We start from the raw sequence: 17,815 nt of genomic DNA on the forward strand, positions 1-17,815 counted from the left end.
GTTTTATGAAGGACCAAGGTCGGTTTCCTTTTTAGGGAGTGCTTCAAGCATGATGCCGTGCCCAATGTTAATTACCCCATACCTGGAAAAACTTAAAAATCTAAATTATCCCGTTGAATTGGCGTAGTTAAGTCGAAATTTGCGGTTCATCTACAGGCTGTCGTCCACTTACCACAAGCATAATTACAGCAACAATGATAAGTATAAAGCAGAAGATAAATGAGTATCGGTAACCCACAATGCTGGCTACTCCACCACCAACAAGACTACCAATCAGCCTGCCGATAGTGGATGAATTCGAATAGAGTGTGGAAGCATATCCCGGCATACTAGGCAGCAGGTCCTGAATGTAGCTAATTCCAATCGCAGAAATGACCGCGACAAAAACAGCGAGCAAAATTTGTGCTGCAAGCATTTGCCACATCTCGTTCGAGATAAGGATAACGAAATAATAAGCTCCTCCAAAAATAGCCCCGCAAAACACCAAGATTCGGTTACTATACTTTGCACTAAGTAGACCGAGTACAATCATAAAGGGAATTTCCAGCGCAGCACATATACTGCTGACTAAACCGACATGACTTGTCGTTCCCCCAAGATTGTTTGTAATAAAGAGAGCCGTGTTTATGGTGCTCATCCAATGAGCCGTATACATGAGTATCATAATGAGAAAAGGAATTAGAATATCCCGGTTTTGAGCCAGTCGGAAACTTTTTATATTCGCTTCAGCATTACTGCTCTTCATTTCTGTGTTTGATTTGAGAAACAGGAAAACAAGCAGAGCTACGAGCAGGAAAGCTCCGATCGTCCCCAAAAAAATCCCCTTAAATCCAATAGCAGTGAGTAATAAAGTGCCGATTAAAGGACCTGTAATAAAGCCGAGAGAGAAAGCAGAACGCAAGGTAGAATTAGCAAACGCACGCTCCGTAAAATGACTCTTTATCACTGCTTCTCTGGAAATAGCGAACAACTGGGGCATCCCTAGTGCACCAAGGGCAGTAAACACAGTCATGTAAATGAACAACATCGGAAACTCTTGAATGAACAAGTATCCACTAAAGGCCAGGACATTAGAGAGAGTAGAGAAAAGATAAACGTTCTTCCGATTCAAGCCGAGGTCAGAACGTCTCCCGATTAGCGTACTGATCCATATTCCTGCAATTAGTGTAACAGCTAGATAAAGACCAAACATTCCAATGGATACGCCAAGCTGTTCCGTGAAATAAATAGATAAAAAGGGGGTACTGAGTGAAATGCCCATTCCCTGTAATGTCATACACATAAAGAGTAAAGCATACGAAGGAATGGAAAACAAGCTGATGAATCGATTGATCATAGTGTAAAATTACTCCTCAGAATTTGTTGTTGTGTAACCACCATGCATGACCTTGCTTTATCTCGTCTAAGTGCATTTTACTGGTGAATTCTTCACATCCACTTTGGGAAGCTAATAAACGCTCACATTCATGGCTGAATAGAATCAATCGTACATCTTTATTATGTACTAAATGACAACACAAACAATATAACATTCGTGCCAAATGCTTGCCTAAACCTACCATAGACTCGTGTGAGTATACAGTAAATTAAAGGCATTTCCCGGAAAAAGGAGGTTCCCTTTTCACTATCAACAGGTTGTTATTAAAGAGATACATAGTCATTTCTAAGACAGTACATGTAGAGCATGATCCAAGGCCTCATTCTGCTGTAAACTATGCTTGAAGCCACCAAAAATCCCTTTTACAAGATAGGGGGATGAGCGTTAAAGTTAACGCAATTAAAGACAGGCGATAGATTTAAAAAGATGAGATGAGCACCAAAGGAAGGGATGCCCATGATAAAAAAAGTTGAGGTTTCAAAACAAATCAGGTGTACTCAAATCAGCTTTAATTTTGTTTTATAAAATACACAGATGCGAACTTCCTAAGTTACCATATTGTTGTTAGAAACTTTTTCTGAAAAATGTCCCTTTAGAACTACCTCGTTTGTTATACATATATAAACTTCATCGCGAATACCTGGGAGGTGTCTTAAAGAAACATGGATGAGGAAACCGAATACAGAATTAAAAGAGTACAAGCGGGCGAAATTCAGGACTACGTTAGCCTGAGGTTTATTTCTCCGCCTGGCTCTACAAATTGGCCTATCATCACTGCATAAACATAATCCGTCGAAAAAAAATGCAACAGAAATGGAATTTCAGATTAATGGCTCAAGATCAATCTACCATTAGTCCTGCAGAAATGCTGGATAGTCAACTCTTTAACGAACCACTAAGCCGGGCGCTTGAGAAACTAAATGTAGTTGAACGGAACCTATTGATTCTGCGCGTTTTTGAAGAAAAATCGTTTGCTGAAATTGCTGGAATTCTGAATAAAAGTCCCGATGCCAGGGATAAGGAAACTAATTACGTTACTTACCATCGAATTGGATGGAGGGACGCTAGGTAAAGAGGATCTGGTCACAATAGCTGAAGAGATGATTACATCTCGTTAGTGTTCTAAACAACAAACTCAAATACAAAGTAAAGAGTGAGTACAGATTATCTAAGCAACATTCGCCGATCTCAGTCGGAGAGCACTTTTGTTCAACATTAATAATCTTTCTTACCCTTGAATCCAATCCATAGTAACGATAGAAGATTTGCTTGGCTCCAACATGGATGCTCCACCTAAATAGGTATCCCCGAAGATTCTTTTTTGATAAACTTGGCAAAAAGTTGACTTATAGACGGGATATCTAACTACAATTCCAGTTTTTTGCCGAGGAAGGAAATTCACCGGAAATGGGCGAAAGCTTTACAGTCGCAAGTCAGTTATCAAGATTCGCAAAAAGGTAAGAAACTGGGGAGAATTCCAGTGTAGACCGATTCGTCGGAGCGATTCTCCATTTCGTCCACAGGTATGTATGGTGACGCTATCCTAAATGTTTACCTAAGAACGGCAGGAAGGAACGACCTATTCGTGGTCAGAAGAGGCACAATGAACGCGTCTAATTTTTCAAGCTAATACGCGCTTTCCTCCTTTTCTGCACACCCTCATATTCGATTACAGCAAAAGGCCACCCGCAATCATTTGCGCCAGCGGCCTTTTTTTCTTGGCCTTGTTGTGCGGCGACACAAAACAAGAAGCAAAACGCGAGCAATAGGTGTATATTTCCAATATAATCAAATAGGCGGGAATTGTACATTTTTTCGGGGAAAGATCTTTATTATGTGTATAGGAAAGAATAAGCGGGGCTTATACAATAACATTAGAGATTGTAAACGCTTGCTTTGAATTCTGAGGATGCAATCAATGAATTACCGTAATCGCTGGATACTTGAGCGCTATTCTGAACCTAGCGCGGGAATGCCTACATGCTGGACGATGAAGCGCCTCCCTTGTTGGCTTGCCTCAGCCAGCTGCTTCACCGGCGTCTACCTGGGGCTGCGCGCCTTGGGCAACGGTACAGAGAACACCAGCCCTAATTATGAAGGATTCTATTATCCAATACCAAAGGAGATGCCTTATGAATCAACAACAACTACCTAAGCCCCACCAGCCACTCGTAACCCACATCTTCACTGCGGACCCGTCCGCCCATGTCTACGAGGGCAAAATCTACATCTATCCTTCCCATGACCTTGATCATGACGAGCCGAGCAACGATAACGGCGACCAGTATAAAATGGAAGACTATCATGTCCTCTCGATGAACAACTTCGATTCCCCTGTGGTCGATCACGGCGAAGCGCTGCATCTGAGAGATATTCCGTGGGCCTCCAAGCAGCTCTGGGCACCGGATGCCGCTTATAAAAACAATACCTATTACCTGTTCTTCCCGGCACGGGACCATGACGGCATCTTCCGTCTGGGTGTGGCAACATCAGAGTCTCCGGCAGGCCCGTTCACGCCGCAGCCGAATTATATGGAAGGCAGCTTCAGTATCGATCCGGCCGTACTGGTGGATGACGACAATCAGTCATACATCTATTTCGGCGGACTCTGGGGCGGACAGCTGGAGAAATGGCAGACCGGCAGCTTCATGCCAGATGCAGAAGGACCGGGTCCTGACCAGCCAGCGCTTGGACCGCAAGTTGCACTGCTTAGTGACGATATGCTGTCCTTCCAGGGCAAGCCTGCCGAGATATCAATTGTCGATGAAGACGGGAATCCGATTCTGGCCGGGGATGAGGAACGGAGATATTTTGAAGGCCCATGGATGCATAAATATAACGACTATTACTACCTGTCCTACTCTACAGGAACCACGCATAAGCTCGTATATGCGATCGGCAAGAACCCGATGGGACCATTCACGTTCAAGGGCGAGATTCTCTCTCCAGTTATCGGCTGGACAACCCACCACTCCATTGTGCAAGTTGAAGATAAGTGGTATCTGTTCTATCACGACAGCTCCCTGTCGGAAGGCGTCAACCACAAGCGCTGCGTTAAATATTCCGAACTGAAATACAACGAAGACGGAACGATCCAGAAGATCAATCCTTATCCGGGTGGCGAGTTAGCTGGCGAGTTAGCGGAAACAGATAGGATTACAAAATAAGGCATAACATGAGGCAGCTCCTGACGGGGCTGCTTTTTTGATAGGAGGATCAGTTGTGTTACTCAAACTTGGAGAAAATCTCTGCTGAACAAAGAATATTTTACTGTGAGACTATGTGTAGAACAGGAGAAAATGATTTACAATGAACGATTCTATTTAATTCTTGGGTACGATTGACAATAGTAGATTGCATATGTAGCATTTGAATAGTAACAATTAAACGATCATAACTAAACGGAGGGATTTTCCATGGCTAAAGTAAACGTAGGCGAAGAGAATGCACAACCAATTGAACTGTATTACGAAGATCATGGCGAGGGGAAACCCATCATCCTTATTCATGGCTGGCCTTTGAGTGGAAGATCCTGGGAGAAACAAGTACCTATCCTGATTGACGCGGGCTACCGTGTTATCACGTATGATCGTCGTGGTTTTGGTCAGTCTTCCCAACCTTGGGATGGTTATGACTACGATACTTTTGCATCTGATTTACATAAATTGATTTTGCACCTCGATCTGCGCGATGCTACACTGGTTGGGTTCTCCATGGGAGGCGGCGAAGTAGCTCGCTATATCGGAACATATGGAACGGAACGGGTTTCCAAAGCTGTATTTGCAGGCGCTGTTCCTCCTTACCTGTATAAGTCCGAGGACAATCCACAGGGAGGATTGGACGATGCAACGATTGCTGAATTCCAAAATGGGGTTAAGGGTGACCGTCTAGCCTTCTTGGATGGATTTACAAATAACTTTTTCGCTGCAGGAGATCGTACAGACCTTGTGAGCGAGCCGTTCCGTCTATATAACCGGGATATTGCTGCTCTGGCATCCCCTAAGGGTACCCTGGATTGCATTGCTGCCTTTGCTCTTACCGATTTCCGTCAGGACCTGGAGAAATTCAATATTCCGACCCTGGTTATTCATGGCGATTCCGATGCCATTGTGCCGCTTGAAGTCAGTGGACAACGTACACATGAATCTATCCCTGGCAGCCGGCTTGTTGTTGTAGAAGGTGGACCACATGGCTTTAATGCGACACATCCTGAAGCATTTAATGCAGCGTTGATCGAATTTCTGAAGAGCTAAGCTTTGATTAAAACTGGTTAGAAAAACATACGAAATAAAAAAAGAGCAGGACACCCTTTTGGAGTAGGGGTGTCCTGCTCTTTCAACGATTACAGAAATTCGACTGTATCATGTTGTTCCCGGACAATCCTGGTTGTATCAACCTTGTTGTGCAAGGAAGCGACCGCTTCTTCACTCCATGACGAACTAAAAACCAAACTCAATGAGTTATTATCAACGACTTTCCATACTGAAACACTGTCTGAAATTAATAGTACTTTGTATACGCCAACTAACCTGTATATTCTAATGAAGAGAGCTTCGTTCGAAGATAGAAGAAGACCACCTTAACCCTAAGTTTGATAATTAATCTTAATCTAAGGCCAGGACATATGCATATATAAAAATCGAAGAGGTGAACAAATTAAAATATTTCCATTATATATTGCATGTACTTCAACAGCTGAGCTTAATACCGTTACTGAGTATGTAAATATGTCGAGGGGCAAGAACATGGTCCCTTCGAAGTCGCTATTTTAGCGACTTTTTTATTTTATCGGTACAAGTTCTTGTCCCAAGCCAAGGACAAGAACTTGTACCGATTGCCGGAATGGACAAGAACATAGTCCAATTACCGATTAGGCATAAACCTAAACGGTTCTTTTCCTCGTTAATTCATTAAGCTAACGGGCAGGTTAGCTTAATAGGAACGTCCTGTGTGTGAGCTGCACCTTTGGGCACTATGTATGAAGCTGCGCGGATCTCGTCCGGATCGGAGAGAGCAGTGGCGTGCCGGTCGCCTGGGCTTCAGCTGTTCTGTGAAAATAAAGTTATAGACTGGCAGTCGGCATTAGCCAATAGGCAGGATAACGGAACCATTAGATGGACTTATTGTTCTCATATGATACAATATATTCCAGAAATATCTGTGGGTTAATGAAAAGCGCTGATGAATTAATAAGAGACCAGCATAAAAAAGTGGTAGTTTTATGGATATGCAATAGTCGCCGAATGGAACTTGGTACTAAAAGGAGGCAGGACACATGCTAGAAGAACAGGAAAAATTCGCGGGCGAAGGATATAACAGGTCGTACGCAATTGCTACGGGTATGCCGATTTTGAATCTTAGGGGTAGCATACTGCGTGAAGGTAACGGCCAACTACCGTTTCCGTGGGTGACAACGGGCATCAGGATTGATAAAGAGCAGATGTTGGAAACCGTTATGAAGCAAAAGACACTCGAGTATTTGTTTAATATGCAATTCAGTAAGGAGGAGATGACCGACCGTAATTTGGTTGTAGGCTGTTATGAATACAGGAATCCGAATGACAAGGAACAAATATTGCTATATGCGCTGGTTTCGTTGAAGGAATTTCTCGCGAGATACGGCGATGAACGGGCATCGGAGATTCTGATGCGAGTTGGCTGCACATACGAGAAGATTATGGAGGAATGCGATGAAGCCATTGAAGAACACTTTGCAGTGTTGCGCCGGTCACTTCATTTAAAGAATTTGAGGGACAAATATGATGTCGTTTACGAGTGGAGTGAAGAGGAAGGGGTAAAGACGTACATAATCAGATACACCAAATCGAGTTATACGAAGATTAAAGCTAACTCATTCGAAGAGTTGACCAAACTCTATGATGAGCAACGGAAGAAGGATGCAAAGAAGACGTTCGCGATTCTGGAACCGTTAGAAGCATTTATGCAAGCCTAAGAAAACCGCCCCTTTACGGGGCGGTTATTCAACATTTCATCGAAAGAAGATTCGAGGAATATCCAGGGATAGAGAGGATTCTCGATAGTCGCATCGGAAATTGCTGACCCGTACGCCAGATATGGTCGAATGGGGACTGATGGAAGACGTTGATCCAGCCGATTATTTCGGCAAAACCATGGAGGCAGAACGATTTAAGGCGATTGGAAGCCTAGCGATTCAGGGAGAAATTCTGAACTGAATTTAGTCATGGAAAACATTAGCATAATAAACAGCTGATCCATATGATTGGTTGCTTTATTCAACTAACGGGCAGGATACTTTCAAGATTAGACGCGGTGAACCACACTAAAAGTATCGACGAGTTTATCGTCGTTAGCAACTATTAAGCAGGATAATACAGTTTCTGGGTCGAATTTGATTGGCGGTAAGTTAGAATGGGGGGGATAGATATGGAAAAGTACGGAAGTGACAAGGTACGTTTTCTAAAAGAAATAATGGATTTGATGGTACCCATAGAAGGCGGATCAATTGAACTACGCGATTTTCTTAATACAAATAAATGGCTTAGTACTGATTACACTTTATCTAACCCAGGAAGTAGTAAAAAGACTATAACGTGGACTGAAGCTATAGAGCCATTCCATGTAATGAAGTATCCAGTAACACAGCAGTTATATCATTTTGTCATGCATGAAGAAGAAATAGAGCCGATTGTGAGTAAGCTGCCAATTACGGAAGTTTCGTGGATGGATGCTATTGCTTTCTGTAATGAGTTATCGAGAAAGCTTGGCAGGATGGAATGTTACACAGTTACAAACGAAAGTGAGAACACAATATATAACAAAATAGCGAATGGATTTCGATTACTGTCAGACGCTGAATGGCAGTATGCGTGCAAAGCAGGATCAACGGGATATCGGTATTCAAGAATTGATCAAATTGCATGGTATCAAGGAAATTCCAATGGATCTGTTCATAAAGTAGGACAGTTGCTTCCTAATCCATGGGGACTTTATGACTTGATCGGTAACGTCTGGGAATGGTGCTGGGATCTATATGATGCTGAACGATATGGGAACTATAGAGTTTTCAGGGGAGGCAGTTGGGCTGAAGTGGAGAACAATTGTGGTTCTACGTGTAGAAGGAAAAGCATGCCCATTTTCAAAATAGATGATCTTGGTTTTAGAATTGCACTTACAAATCCTTGAGAAAACGACACATCGAGTTTGCTCAAGTCGTTGAGCATACGGTAAGTGTTCAACTATCGTGAAACTATAGCTTACTGATGACCCGAAGGTAGCCGACATGTTTATATAATAACTTAAAGGAGGGTGGTTTTAGGTTAGTGGAAAATCCAAACATCATACTCATTACAGGAATAATGGCTAGTGGAAAATCTACCGTAGCACAATTACTGTCCGAACAATTTGATAAATCGGTGCATTTACGAGGTGATATTTTTCGCAGAATGATTGTAAATAACCGCAAAGAGGTTCGTCCAGATTCAGAAAGTGACGAGTTTGATCAGTTGAGGTTACGATACCAGCTCGCCGCCCAATCAGCGGAGATGTATTATAAGGCGGGATATACAGTCGTTGTTCAAGATGTTGTCATCGGACCATTACTTACTGATTTCATCTCGTTTATTAAGAGCCGGCCATTTTACTTAGTCGTGCTTTGTCCAAACTCTACAGTGGTTGCAACGAGAGAGGCTATGCGGGCAAAGAAGGGTTATGGGATTTGGAGCGTAGATGAGTTGGATCGCGTATTGCGAAATGAAACTCCACGCTCGGGTCTTTGGTTGGATTCATCTGATTTGTCCCCTAAAGAGACGGTTAAAGAAATAATCATGCGACTACAAAACGAGGCGTTGATAACATAAACGATGACGCTAACGGGAAACGATAGCTCAATAATACAAAGAAAGCAGCCGATCAATGTGATTGGCTGCTTTTGTTCAACTAACGGGCAGGTTAGTGATATCAATGGACCTCAATTAATTAGTTGAGAAGGAATCCCATGCCTAAATTGATGCAAATGAAACACTGGGCCGAACAACACGGCATCAGAACTGTGGATTTCCTCTTCACACCTTTATTAATATATACATTAATCATTACATAAAATTAAGTGGGGGGCTGTGAAGTAGATGAACAAGTATAGCATTTAAGTTCTTCTAAATTGATTAAGATGTGCCTGCTTGAGCCGAACCGTTAAAGGATACAGGGCCTAGAATAGTTACAGGAGTTTCTGCAGCACTTGCAACATACATGGTATAGCGAATCTGGCCTGTTACAACATTAGATACTGGTGGGAAGTCGCCAGCGGTAAAACTAAAGAGTCTAGTGCCTGGGCCAGAGGTTAAATCAATTGTTGAATTGAAGATTAGTAATCCTGAACCGAATATACCAGTGCCTCCTCTTTCAACATAGATATTGACTAAGTTTGTTGCAGATCTAAAAACCCCAACTGTTCCCCAAAGTAAAATACGCACATCACTTTCGTTTGGGGTTCCTATTGCAGCGACAGTTTGCAGACCGATATCACCCAGTAACGTAGGGGTTGTTACTAAGGTTGTAGTACCCGAACTAAAGGTATTATTAAGGGACATGCGTGAATCTAAAAATTGAATAGGCATACTTTACACCTCTCTTTCTTCTATTCTTACTTTATGCCAACAAATATTAATTGCTTGGACGCAGATTCATAGAGGCAGGTTAATCCACTCTATTAAACTAACTGGAAACGATAGAAGTTCAATAAAAACCAAGAAAGCAGCAGACCAACGTTAAAGTAACCCCTTAAAGTTAGACAAATATTATTATGCAACTTGTTCGGCATGAGCTATGTATTGTATCGGGCTCATGCCTAAAACCAAAGGAGCTAGCGGATCAACATGATTGGTTGCCTTTATTCAACTAGGGGGAAACGTTTGTCTAATAAAAGGAGTAGTTTGCGATGTGAAATTACTCTTTTTTTATTACCTGATTATTTACAGGCAGTCCAGAGTTTTAAGAAAATATTATTCACCTTAAAGTCATAAGATGGGTTGAGGTGAATAAAGTGTCCAAGAAAAAAAACGAGGTCGTCTACTTCGATCTATGCCGGTAAGAGGAAGTGATTTTAAATTACGAAGTGTGATTTTGTAGAGATTTCTATTCCATTTATGGAACTGGAGCGTCTCAAAGAATTAAAATGTTTGAGTTTTTAAAAGCGGAGTATTTGTCCGCATTACGATGGGAAAATAGAAAGAAGAACTGCATATCACAAACTTATTGAATCAAAAAAAATTCAATCAGGGATTGCTACAGATGATGGAGTTGCTATTCATTACAAAGAACAAGGAATTAGTAAAATAGTTAGCTCAAAACCTAACGCTAAGGCGTGTAGTGTTTCCTTCGAAAAGAAGGTTATAGAGACAGAACTTCAAACAGAATTTTTAGGTTCTTATTGAACTAACGGGAAACAATAGCTCAATAATACAAAGAAGCAGCTGATCAATGGGATCGGCTGCTTCTTTGTTCAACTAATGGGCAGAATAGTTCAATCGGTTCTCGGGTATTTTATAGTTTGGATAATTTTAAGAACCTAGTAAATATAACTTTTATCTGAAAGATACGCAGATCTTATAAATGTTGTCGGCGCAAGTTGTTCAAGCTTGTTGTGGCGTTTAGGCCTTCTCGAAACACAACGAGACCATGTGATTGATACCTGATATACGGGCCTGCCTGGGAGATAGGGACTTGCGTTTGTACTCCGTGAACCCCAGCTTCTCATACAATCGAATGGCCGGGACATTGGTATCGGCAACCTCTTCTATGAGATAGTTACGGTACGGCAAATGAACCAGCATATGTTTAATAACTGCCGAAGCCGCTCCTTGGCCGCGGAAGGATAAGGCAGTACCGATAAACTCGACCGATCCCGTTTCGGCCGGCGGGTCGACAAACGGCTTTTGGAACTCCCTCTTCAGAATGAGTGCCGCCATCGAACCCTTGAACCAACCCAGATGCCTACGGAGCGGTGCGCTCTGAAGTTCTAGGGAGAAGCTCTGACAGTCCGTGCATGCGCCGAAGGCCGCCACCCGATCGCCAGCGAGAGCCACATAAAATTGATCTAGCACGAACATATGGGCGAACGCCTTTGCGGTGACATCTCGGTCTTTAGAAAAATACGTGAGCCACTGCGAGAAGCCGTCGGCGAAAATCTCCGCCATCTGGTTTCTTACCTGTACACCCGCGTGGTCTGCGCGGACAACCTCAAATGCGCCCGAGTACTTCATAACGTTTCACCTTCCTTTTCGAATACTAAGGTCAAGAGCGATCTCGACGGCATCGTGAATTTTTCCTCCAGCATCACCTTCATCATCGCCAGCCCCTGAATGGAGGAAAAGAAATATTGTGCCATCTCAAAAGCGTTCCCTTCACGGAGCTGGCCCTGCCGCTGTCCTTGAACGATGAGCGTGGCAGTCGCTTGCAGTAGATCGGTATTAATCTGCTTGAGAGCCGCTTTCCGACCGTCCGTCTCCGTGGAGAAGAAGGATTGCAACATCAGCAATAAGAGGTGTCCCAAGTCATCGCCAGAAGACAGATCGAGATACACCTCGTTCGCGAACCGTGCCAGTTCCTCAGCAGGCTCATCACTGGTCTGAAATCTCGCGATCAGCGTCTCAAGTCCGGCCATGGCAAACTGCACCAGTTCCTCGAATAGCTGATCCTTTGTTTTGTAATGGCGGTACAGCAGACCGGTGCTAATGCCAGCCTGATCGGCAATATGCTGCACATTGGTGGAGCCGTATCCTTGACGAACAAACAGCCGCATCGCCGCTGTCTGAATTTTGGTGCGGGTTGCAAGGCGCATAGCCTCGTATTGCTCAGGTGTACGGGGCACTTTGGAAGCTCCTTTATTGAATGAATTTTAATTCATCATAAAATCATTGAAGCAAATTGTCAACGTGTAATGTGGAGTAGGGAGCGGTAGACGAGCCGCTAGACCCGCGAGCAAGTCAAAGGACTTCGGCCGCCTAAGGAACTCATTAAATAAAATGGGAACCTTAGTTAAATAGCCCCAGTCTATCTCACTGCTAATTCATTTAGTTATTTGGAAACGTAGTGAAATGCGCACCAATAACTTATCTGATACATATGGATGAATGACCAATTTTCTAAAGAACACATGGGTAAAAGCTTATCATAATTTATGTATTAATGAGCGAAGAGAAGAATGCTATACTAACAAATGAATATGACAATGTGATGGATATTGCTAAATAGCGATGAACGGAGAGTGAGCAGTGTTGAAAATAAAGGTCATTATTGCGGATGACAATCCCTTTATCCGGGAAGGCATGAGAATTATTCTGACCACTTTCGATGAGTTCAAAGTATTGGCGACGGTTCAGAATGGTCAAGAAGCGGTTGATTTCTGCCGGAAGAATGAAGTAGACGTAGCACTGCTCGATGTGCAGATGCCCAATATGAATGGTGTGGAAGCGACCAAGCTGATCTCCGAGCAGACAGGAACCAAAGCGCTAATCCTAACCACTTTCGATGACGAGGCGTTTATTATCGATGCGATCCGCAACGGGGCGAAGGGATATCTGCTCAAGAATAACGATCCGAAGCGGATTAGGGACGCCATCATATCTGTATACAACGGACATAATGTACTGCAGGATGCTGTGCTGGATAAGTTGAAATCTAGTTTGCTACCGGACAAGGATAAAGATAAGAAAGAAGATAGAGGGAGTAAGATCGACAGAAGCTTATTCACTGATAGAGAGCACGACATTATGTTCCTCATTGCGAAGGGGCTTTCCAATCGTGAAATTTCGAAGAAACTGTTCATCTCAGAAGGCACCATAGCCAACCACATTACTTCTATTCTAGGCAAGAAGAGCTTTACACATCGTACACAAATCGCGATTTATTTTCTGACCGGGGAAGTGGATTAAATGACGGAGAGGGGAGCCCCTATAGAACTCTGGACAATGAGCATAAAAGCGATCCTCTTGAGCTATGTGGTTATTCAATCCTATGTATCTGTAGGTTCGATTTCACCATGGTATATGCTGTACATCCTCCTCTACCTGTGTTTGAATATTTCCATTCATATCACTAAAAAAGGTAGTGTCACGACGATCGTGCTTCTGCTGTCTATGCTGGTTACTGCAATGTCCTCGTCATACATCCAACCCTTATTGTTACTCCTGTTACCTCTGAACATATACGAACTATTTACTATATATCTGCGCAAACGCGGAATTATTCTATTTCTCATGATGGTTCCGCTCTTGTTACTGTCTCAAGAATTTCAAGCCATCTTGGTTACTTATGGTCTCGTTGCGATGCTAAGTTTCCTCTTTTACCTCTTGCTTAACACCTACATAAACAAAAATGCAGACCTCAAAGAGGACATTGAAAAAAGAAACGAACATATCCAGCAGTTGACTAAAAGCCTAAATGAGAATAAAGAATATATCAGACAGTCCGATTATACGATTAAACTGGAGGAGCGTAACCGACTGTCCCAGGAAATTCATGATAAGATCGGACATTCTATGACGGGTGCATTGATCCAGATGGAAGCCTCGAAGCGTTTGTTCACCTCCGATCCGAACAAGTCGGCGGAACTGCTGCAAAATGCAATCAATATCTCCAAGGACGGAATCGAGAGTATTCGCCTTGTGCTTAAGAATATGAAGCCTCCGAAAGAGCAGCTCGGAATGAATCGGATGAAATTATTCGTTGATGAATTTTCAGCGAAACATACGTTCAGGACCTCTCTCACTCATGAAGGTAATGTCGACATCATTACTCCGATCCAGTGGAAGGTCATTCAGGAGAACACCAAGGAAGCGTTGACCAATGCCATGAAATATTCAAACGCTACTTTCGTCTCCATCCATATCGAGGTACTGAGATCCTTGATCAAGGTCGATGTATCGGACAACGGCAAAGGAGAGCAGAAGGTGATAAAAGGCTTGGGATTAATCGGCATGGAAGAACGGGCAGCAAGCGTATCTGGTACGATTATCGTCGATGGCTCAAGAGGCTTCAGTGTCACTACATTAATTCCTCACGGATAAGATGAGATTTACGATGATTAGATAGGAATATTCTCAGGGGTAAAGGATGAACTTGTGCACTGTCACAGGAGCATCCTTTTTTATTACAATTACATTATCCTAAAGACGAAACGGGAGTGTTACGAATGAACGTCCTTGAAATTAAGCAGCTTACGAAGAAATTTGGGGATTTTATTGCCGTGGACAATATCACGATGTCTGTGAAGGAAGGCGAGATCTTCGGATTTCTGGGTGCGAATGGAGCAGGTAAGAGTACGGCCATTAACATGATTGCCTCTCTGCTCCGGGTAACCAAAGGGGAAATCGAAGTTCTTGGCAAGAGTATCGCTAAGCATGGTAAATTCGCGAAGATGAACATCGGGATCGTGCCGCAGGAAATGGCTATTTATGAGGATATGACTGCATACGAGAACGTTCATTTTTTCGCCGGATTATATGGACTCAGAGGAGCCGAGTTAAAGGAGCGGGTGGTTGAAGCACTAGCATTCGTGGGACTTGGTGACAAGCACAAAAGCTATCCCAAAAATTTCTCAGGCGGTATGAAGCGAAGATTGAACATAGCCTGTGCAATCGCCCATCGGCCAAAGCTGCTCATCATGGATGAGCCAACGGTGGGGATTGATCCGCAATCTCGCAACTATATTCTTGGTTCCGTGAAGAAACTGAACGAATTGGGCAGCACGATCATCTACACCAGCCATTACATGGAAGAGGTCGAGGAGATCTGTACAAGAATCGCCATTATCGACCACGGCAAGATTATCGCGGAAGGAACGAAAGGTCAATTAAAGGCTATCATTACGAATCAGAAAAATATAGGTATCGAGGTCCGTTCAACCGAAAATCTGGATAAAAACAAGTTGGAGGGAATTGCTGGCGTAAACCGGGTTGAAGTGGAGGATCGAATCGTTAAGATCACCTCTGATTCCGAGGTCAATAATTTGAACCGGATCATCCAGCAGTTGATGGCGGATGATATTGAAATACGTTCATTGGAAGAGAATGAGCCTAGTTTGGAGACGGTGTTTCTGACATTGACAGGCAGAAGTCTGCGGGACTAATTAAGAAAGAAGTGAAAGGAGGCGAAGGGGAAATGAACGTTTTTAGAATAATGCTTAAAGAGTTAAAGGTTATCCGCGATCCCAAGATGCTTTTGTTCTTAGTGGTTTCGCCGCTATTAACCATGCTTATTTTGGGAACAGCGCTTACGAATGCTTTTAACGGCAGTTTAACAGTTGAAGAGATCAACGTACTTTATAGGAATAATAGCACATCGAGTGAGTTCTCTAAGTATTGGGACGACTTCACGGGGCAGATGCGTCAAGCTGGCATTAAACTCGAGAAGGCAGACGAAAAGTCGGATGGAAAAATGGAAGTGAAAAACAACCACTATGCGGGTTACGTCGAGATTTCGGACAGTGGGCTGAAGTTTTACAGCAGTAGTCAGAGCTTGATTGAAAGCGATATTACTAAGAGTATGCTTGTGGCTTTTGTAGATCGTTACCGATTGGCGGCTGAAGTATCAGGTACAGACACGGAGCAAGCAGATGCGATCATGATTGGAAGCAGCGCTGAAAGTTATGTGGTGGAGGAGTCGTTGAATGCGACAAGAAAACCGGGTGCTATGGACTATTTCGCTATAGCGATAACGACAATGATTATTTTATATAGTGCCTTGACGGCCGCACAATTAATAGACGGTGAACGCAAAAGGAACACCGCTGTCCGATTGCTTGCTTCACCGATAACGAAAATCGAAATTTTCGCAGGTAAATTAGCAGGGCTGGTCGTGCTGAATTTAATACTCACAATTGTCGTAGTGCTCATCAGTAAATACATGTTTAATGCCTATTGGGGAGAAAATTTGAGTCTAGTGTTTCTAACGCTCTTTACTGAAATCATTTTCGCTGTGAGCATGGGACTCGGGTTCAGTTATATCATCAAGGGTAATGCATCAGGCACTGTTGTTATGATTATTATCCAATTGGCTGCATTTCTCGGCGGTTCATACTTCCCGGTCGAGAAGGCTACGGGGATCATGGCAACCCTCTCTTCTCTTTCTCCGCTGCAATGGTCCAATGCTGCACTTCTCGAAATGATCTATGCAGACAGTCTGTCAGCAGCGGTTAGCGCCATGCTGTTAAATATCGGCTTCGCGGTCGTCTTGCTTAGTATCGCATTAACGATGATGCGCAGAAAGGAGGGCTTGTAAAAATGAGAGACACGTTATGGCTAATCCGGAAAACATTTATTTCTACCTTTAAAAATTATTTGAATCTATTTGTATACTTTGTCTTTCCTGTTATGGGAATTCTGCTCGCGACCCTAGTCCAAGGGGGCACGGGAGAAACCGAATTGAGAATAGGCATTGTTAATCATGATGGAGGTCAGACGATTACGAAGGGTGTTATAGATTCGGTGGGCAGACAGGATTCCATGATTGTAAGTGAGATTGAGGAGAATGAGATAAAAGAGCTGATTGCTGCTGGCGATCTTGATGCAGCGATTATCCTTCCCGCAGGTTTCGCACAGAGTTTGATTGTCGGCAAGCCCACAAATATTAAGATCGTATCCATTAAGGGAGCGCAGGTTACCGGACATGTGAAAGCATCCTTGGATCAACAAATTAACAATATGGCTTCGATCGGCATGGTGGTTAAAGGCGATAAGGCTAAGTTTGAAACCCTTTATGAGGGATTTCAAACTACAGATTTCAGATTATCAGAAGAGAAAGTAGAGGATCACTCCGTAAATTACAACAAAACCAATCAATCAATAGGTTACTTGCTCGTCCTCATGCTGGTGTCCGCTTCGAATTTATCTGGAATTCTTATTAAGGAAAGAGAGAATAGAACCTATTATCGCCTTTTATCCTCACCAATCAATCCTAGAACCTATGTCTTATCTAATATCATCGTTAATTTGACTATGATGATGCTTCAGATTGCAATGACACTGTTGATCATGATAAATATTTTTCGTGTCGATCCGGGTATTTCTTATTGGAGCATGTTCCTAATTCTTGTGTTATTTGCTCTGGTGGCAATAGGTCTATCGCTTGTAGTCGTGGCATTCTCAAGCAGCTCTTCAGCAGCCAGTGGCATGCAGAATATGATCCTTATACCTAGCAGCTTGCTGTCTGGGTGTATGTTTCCGCTTGAATTAATGCCAGCAACTATGCAGCAGCTCGCGCATTTTCTTCCCCAGTATTGGCTTCTGGATACCTTTAGCAACCTACAGCAAGGGGTATCCATGGGGCAACTATCCTTGAATCTGATCATTTTGATTGCTTTTTCCGTTGCCTTATCTTTAATAGCCGTCTATAAGTTTGGAAGGAACAATGATACTCGAAGCTATATTTAAGAAAATAAGCTAATCCCATATTCTAATCATC

17 protein-coding genes are annotated in these 17,815 nt (G+C 43.0%); 13 read left to right on the forward strand and 4 right to left on the reverse strand.

Annotated features, from left to right (window positions below; translation table 11 throughout):
* Positions 1-127 precede the first annotated feature (127 nt).
* On the reverse strand, positions 128-1,336 hold the full coding sequence (locus ACE04G_RS18160) for a sugar efflux transporter (protein ID WP_449004657.1): 1,209 nt from the start codon (positions 1,334-1,336) through the stop codon (positions 128-130).
* An 802-nt stretch (positions 1,337-2,138) separates the two neighbouring features.
* Between ACE04G_RS18160 and ACE04G_RS18165 the strand changes: the two genes are divergently transcribed.
* From ACE04G_RS18165 to ACE04G_RS18195, 7 genes are all read left to right on the forward strand, one after another.
* Positions 2,139-2,450 (forward strand): RNA polymerase sigma factor, encoded by a 312-nt coding sequence (locus ACE04G_RS18165; protein ID WP_486094566.1) that lies wholly within the window; start codon positions 2,139-2,141, stop codon positions 2,448-2,450.
* Positions 2,451-3,510: 1,060 nt separating this feature from the next.
* Positions 3,511-4,545, forward strand: coding sequence for a glycoside hydrolase family 43 protein (locus tag ACE04G_RS18170; RefSeq protein WP_449004935.1), 1,035 nt, complete (start codon positions 3,511-3,513; stop codon positions 4,543-4,545).
* Positions 4,546-4,794: 249 nt separating this feature from the next.
* The gene (locus ACE04G_RS18175; RefSeq protein WP_449004934.1) at positions 4,795-5,631 is read left to right on the forward strand and encodes an alpha/beta fold hydrolase; all 837 of its coding nucleotides are present in this window, start codon (positions 4,795-4,797) and stop codon (positions 5,629-5,631) included.
* A 1,022-nt stretch (positions 5,632-6,653) separates the two neighbouring features.
* Entirely contained in the window at positions 6,654-7,331 is a 678-nt protein-coding gene (locus tag ACE04G_RS18180) for a hypothetical protein (RefSeq protein ID WP_449004933.1), read from the forward strand.
* 100 nt (positions 7,332-7,431) lie between these two features.
* Positions 7,432-7,572: a hypothetical protein gene (locus ACE04G_RS18185; protein WP_449004932.1), complete on the forward strand. Its 141-nt coding sequence runs from the start codon at positions 7,432-7,434 to the stop codon at positions 7,570-7,572.
* Between the two features lie 211 nt (positions 7,573-7,783).
* Positions 7,784-8,542, forward strand: a complete 759-nt coding sequence (locus ACE04G_RS18190; protein WP_449004931.1) for a formylglycine-generating enzyme family protein — start codon at positions 7,784-7,786, stop codon at positions 8,540-8,542.
* Positions 8,543-8,679: 137 nt separating this feature from the next.
* Positions 8,680-9,216, forward strand: coding sequence for an AAA family ATPase (locus tag ACE04G_RS18195; RefSeq protein WP_449004930.1), 537 nt, complete (start codon positions 8,680-8,682; stop codon positions 9,214-9,216).
* A gap of 303 nt (positions 9,217-9,519) precedes the next feature.
* Here ACE04G_RS18195 and ACE04G_RS18200 read toward each other — a convergent pair whose 3' ends face one another.
* A complete protein-coding gene (locus ACE04G_RS18200) occupies positions 9,520-9,972 on the reverse strand; it encodes a hypothetical protein (RefSeq protein ID WP_307412028.1) in 453 nt (150 codons plus the stop codon).
* A 582-nt stretch (positions 9,973-10,554) separates the two neighbouring features.
* Here ACE04G_RS18200 and ACE04G_RS18205 point away from each other — a divergent pair.
* On the forward strand, positions 10,555-10,788 hold the full coding sequence (locus tag ACE04G_RS18205) for a Type 1 glutamine amidotransferase-like domain-containing protein (protein ID WP_449004941.1): 234 nt from the start codon (positions 10,555-10,557) through the stop codon (positions 10,786-10,788).
* A 216-nt stretch (positions 10,789-11,004) separates the two neighbouring features.
* Here ACE04G_RS18205 and ACE04G_RS18210 read toward each other — a convergent pair whose 3' ends face one another.
* A complete protein-coding gene (locus ACE04G_RS18210) occupies positions 11,005-11,616 on the reverse strand; it encodes a GNAT family N-acetyltransferase (RefSeq protein ID WP_307536069.1) in 612 nt (203 codons plus the stop codon).
* On the reverse strand, positions 11,613-12,224 hold the full coding sequence (locus ACE04G_RS18215; protein WP_336758296.1) for a TetR/AcrR family transcriptional regulator: 612 nt from the start codon (positions 12,222-12,224) through the stop codon (positions 11,613-11,615). Before ACE04G_RS18215 ends, ACE04G_RS18210 begins: the two co-directional genes overlap by 4 nt.
* A 406-nt stretch (positions 12,225-12,630) precedes the next feature.
* On the opposite strand from ACE04G_RS18215, the gene ACE04G_RS18220 reads away from it, so the two are divergent.
* From ACE04G_RS18220 to ACE04G_RS18240, 5 genes are all read left to right on the forward strand, one after another.
* The gene (locus ACE04G_RS18220; protein ID WP_449004940.1) at positions 12,631-13,287 is read left to right on the forward strand and encodes a response regulator; all 657 of its coding nucleotides are present in this window, start codon (positions 12,631-12,633) and stop codon (positions 13,285-13,287) included.
* Positions 13,288-13,308: 21 nt separating this feature from the next.
* Complete coding sequence (locus ACE04G_RS18225; RefSeq protein WP_449004939.1) at positions 13,309-14,421, forward strand: sensor histidine kinase; 1,113 nt, start codon at positions 13,309-13,311, stop codon at positions 14,419-14,421.
* A gap of 125 nt (positions 14,422-14,546) precedes the next feature.
* Positions 14,547-15,482 (forward strand): ABC transporter ATP-binding protein, encoded by a 936-nt coding sequence (locus ACE04G_RS18230; protein WP_449004929.1) that lies wholly within the window; start codon positions 14,547-14,549, stop codon positions 15,480-15,482.
* Positions 15,483-15,514: 32 nt separating this feature from the next.
* Positions 15,515-16,633 carry an ABC transporter permease gene (locus ACE04G_RS18235; protein ID WP_449004928.1) on the forward strand — a complete coding sequence of 373 codons (1,119 nt, stop codon included), beginning with the start codon at positions 15,515-15,517 and terminating at the stop codon, positions 16,631-16,633.
* A 2-nt stretch (positions 16,634-16,635) separates the two neighbouring features.
* The gene (locus ACE04G_RS18240; protein WP_449004927.1) at positions 16,636-17,784 is read left to right on the forward strand and encodes an ABC transporter permease; all 1,149 of its coding nucleotides are present in this window, start codon (positions 16,636-16,638) and stop codon (positions 17,782-17,784) included.
* Positions 17,785-17,815: the final 31 nt, after the last annotated feature.

Source organism: Paenibacillus sp. AGC31 (genome assembly GCF_057334655.1).

Coding starts and splice junctions, on each gene's coding strand:
- ACE04G_RS18160 (WP_449004657.1), bottom strand. CDS start 1,336: ATGATCAATCGATTCATCAGCTTGTTTTCCATTCCTTCGTATGCTTTA.
- ACE04G_RS18170 (WP_449004935.1), top strand. CDS start 3,511: ATGAATCAACAACAACTACCTAAGCCCCACCAGCCACTCGTAACCCAC.
- ACE04G_RS18175 (WP_449004934.1), top strand. CDS start 4,795: ATGGCTAAAGTAAACGTAGGCGAAGAGAATGCACAACCAATTGAACTG.
- ACE04G_RS18180 (WP_449004933.1), top strand. CDS start 6,654: ATGCTAGAAGAACAGGAAAAATTCGCGGGCGAAGGATATAACAGGTCG.
- ACE04G_RS18190 (WP_449004931.1), top strand. CDS start 7,784: ATGGAAAAGTACGGAAGTGACAAGGTACGTTTTCTAAAAGAAATAATG.
- ACE04G_RS18200 (WP_307412028.1), bottom strand. CDS start 9,972: ATGCCTATTCAATTTTTAGATTCACGCATGTCCCTTAATAATACCTTT.
- ACE04G_RS18210 (WP_307536069.1), bottom strand. CDS start 11,616: ATGAAGTACTCGGGCGCATTTGAGGTTGTCCGCGCAGACCACGCGGGT.
- ACE04G_RS18230 (WP_449004929.1), top strand. CDS start 14,547: ATGAACGTCCTTGAAATTAAGCAGCTTACGAAGAAATTTGGGGATTTT.
- ACE04G_RS18235 (WP_449004928.1), top strand. CDS start 15,515: ATGAACGTTTTTAGAATAATGCTTAAAGAGTTAAAGGTTATCCGCGAT.
- ACE04G_RS18240 (WP_449004927.1), top strand. CDS start 16,636: ATGAGAGACACGTTATGGCTAATCCGGAAAACATTTATTTCTACCTTT.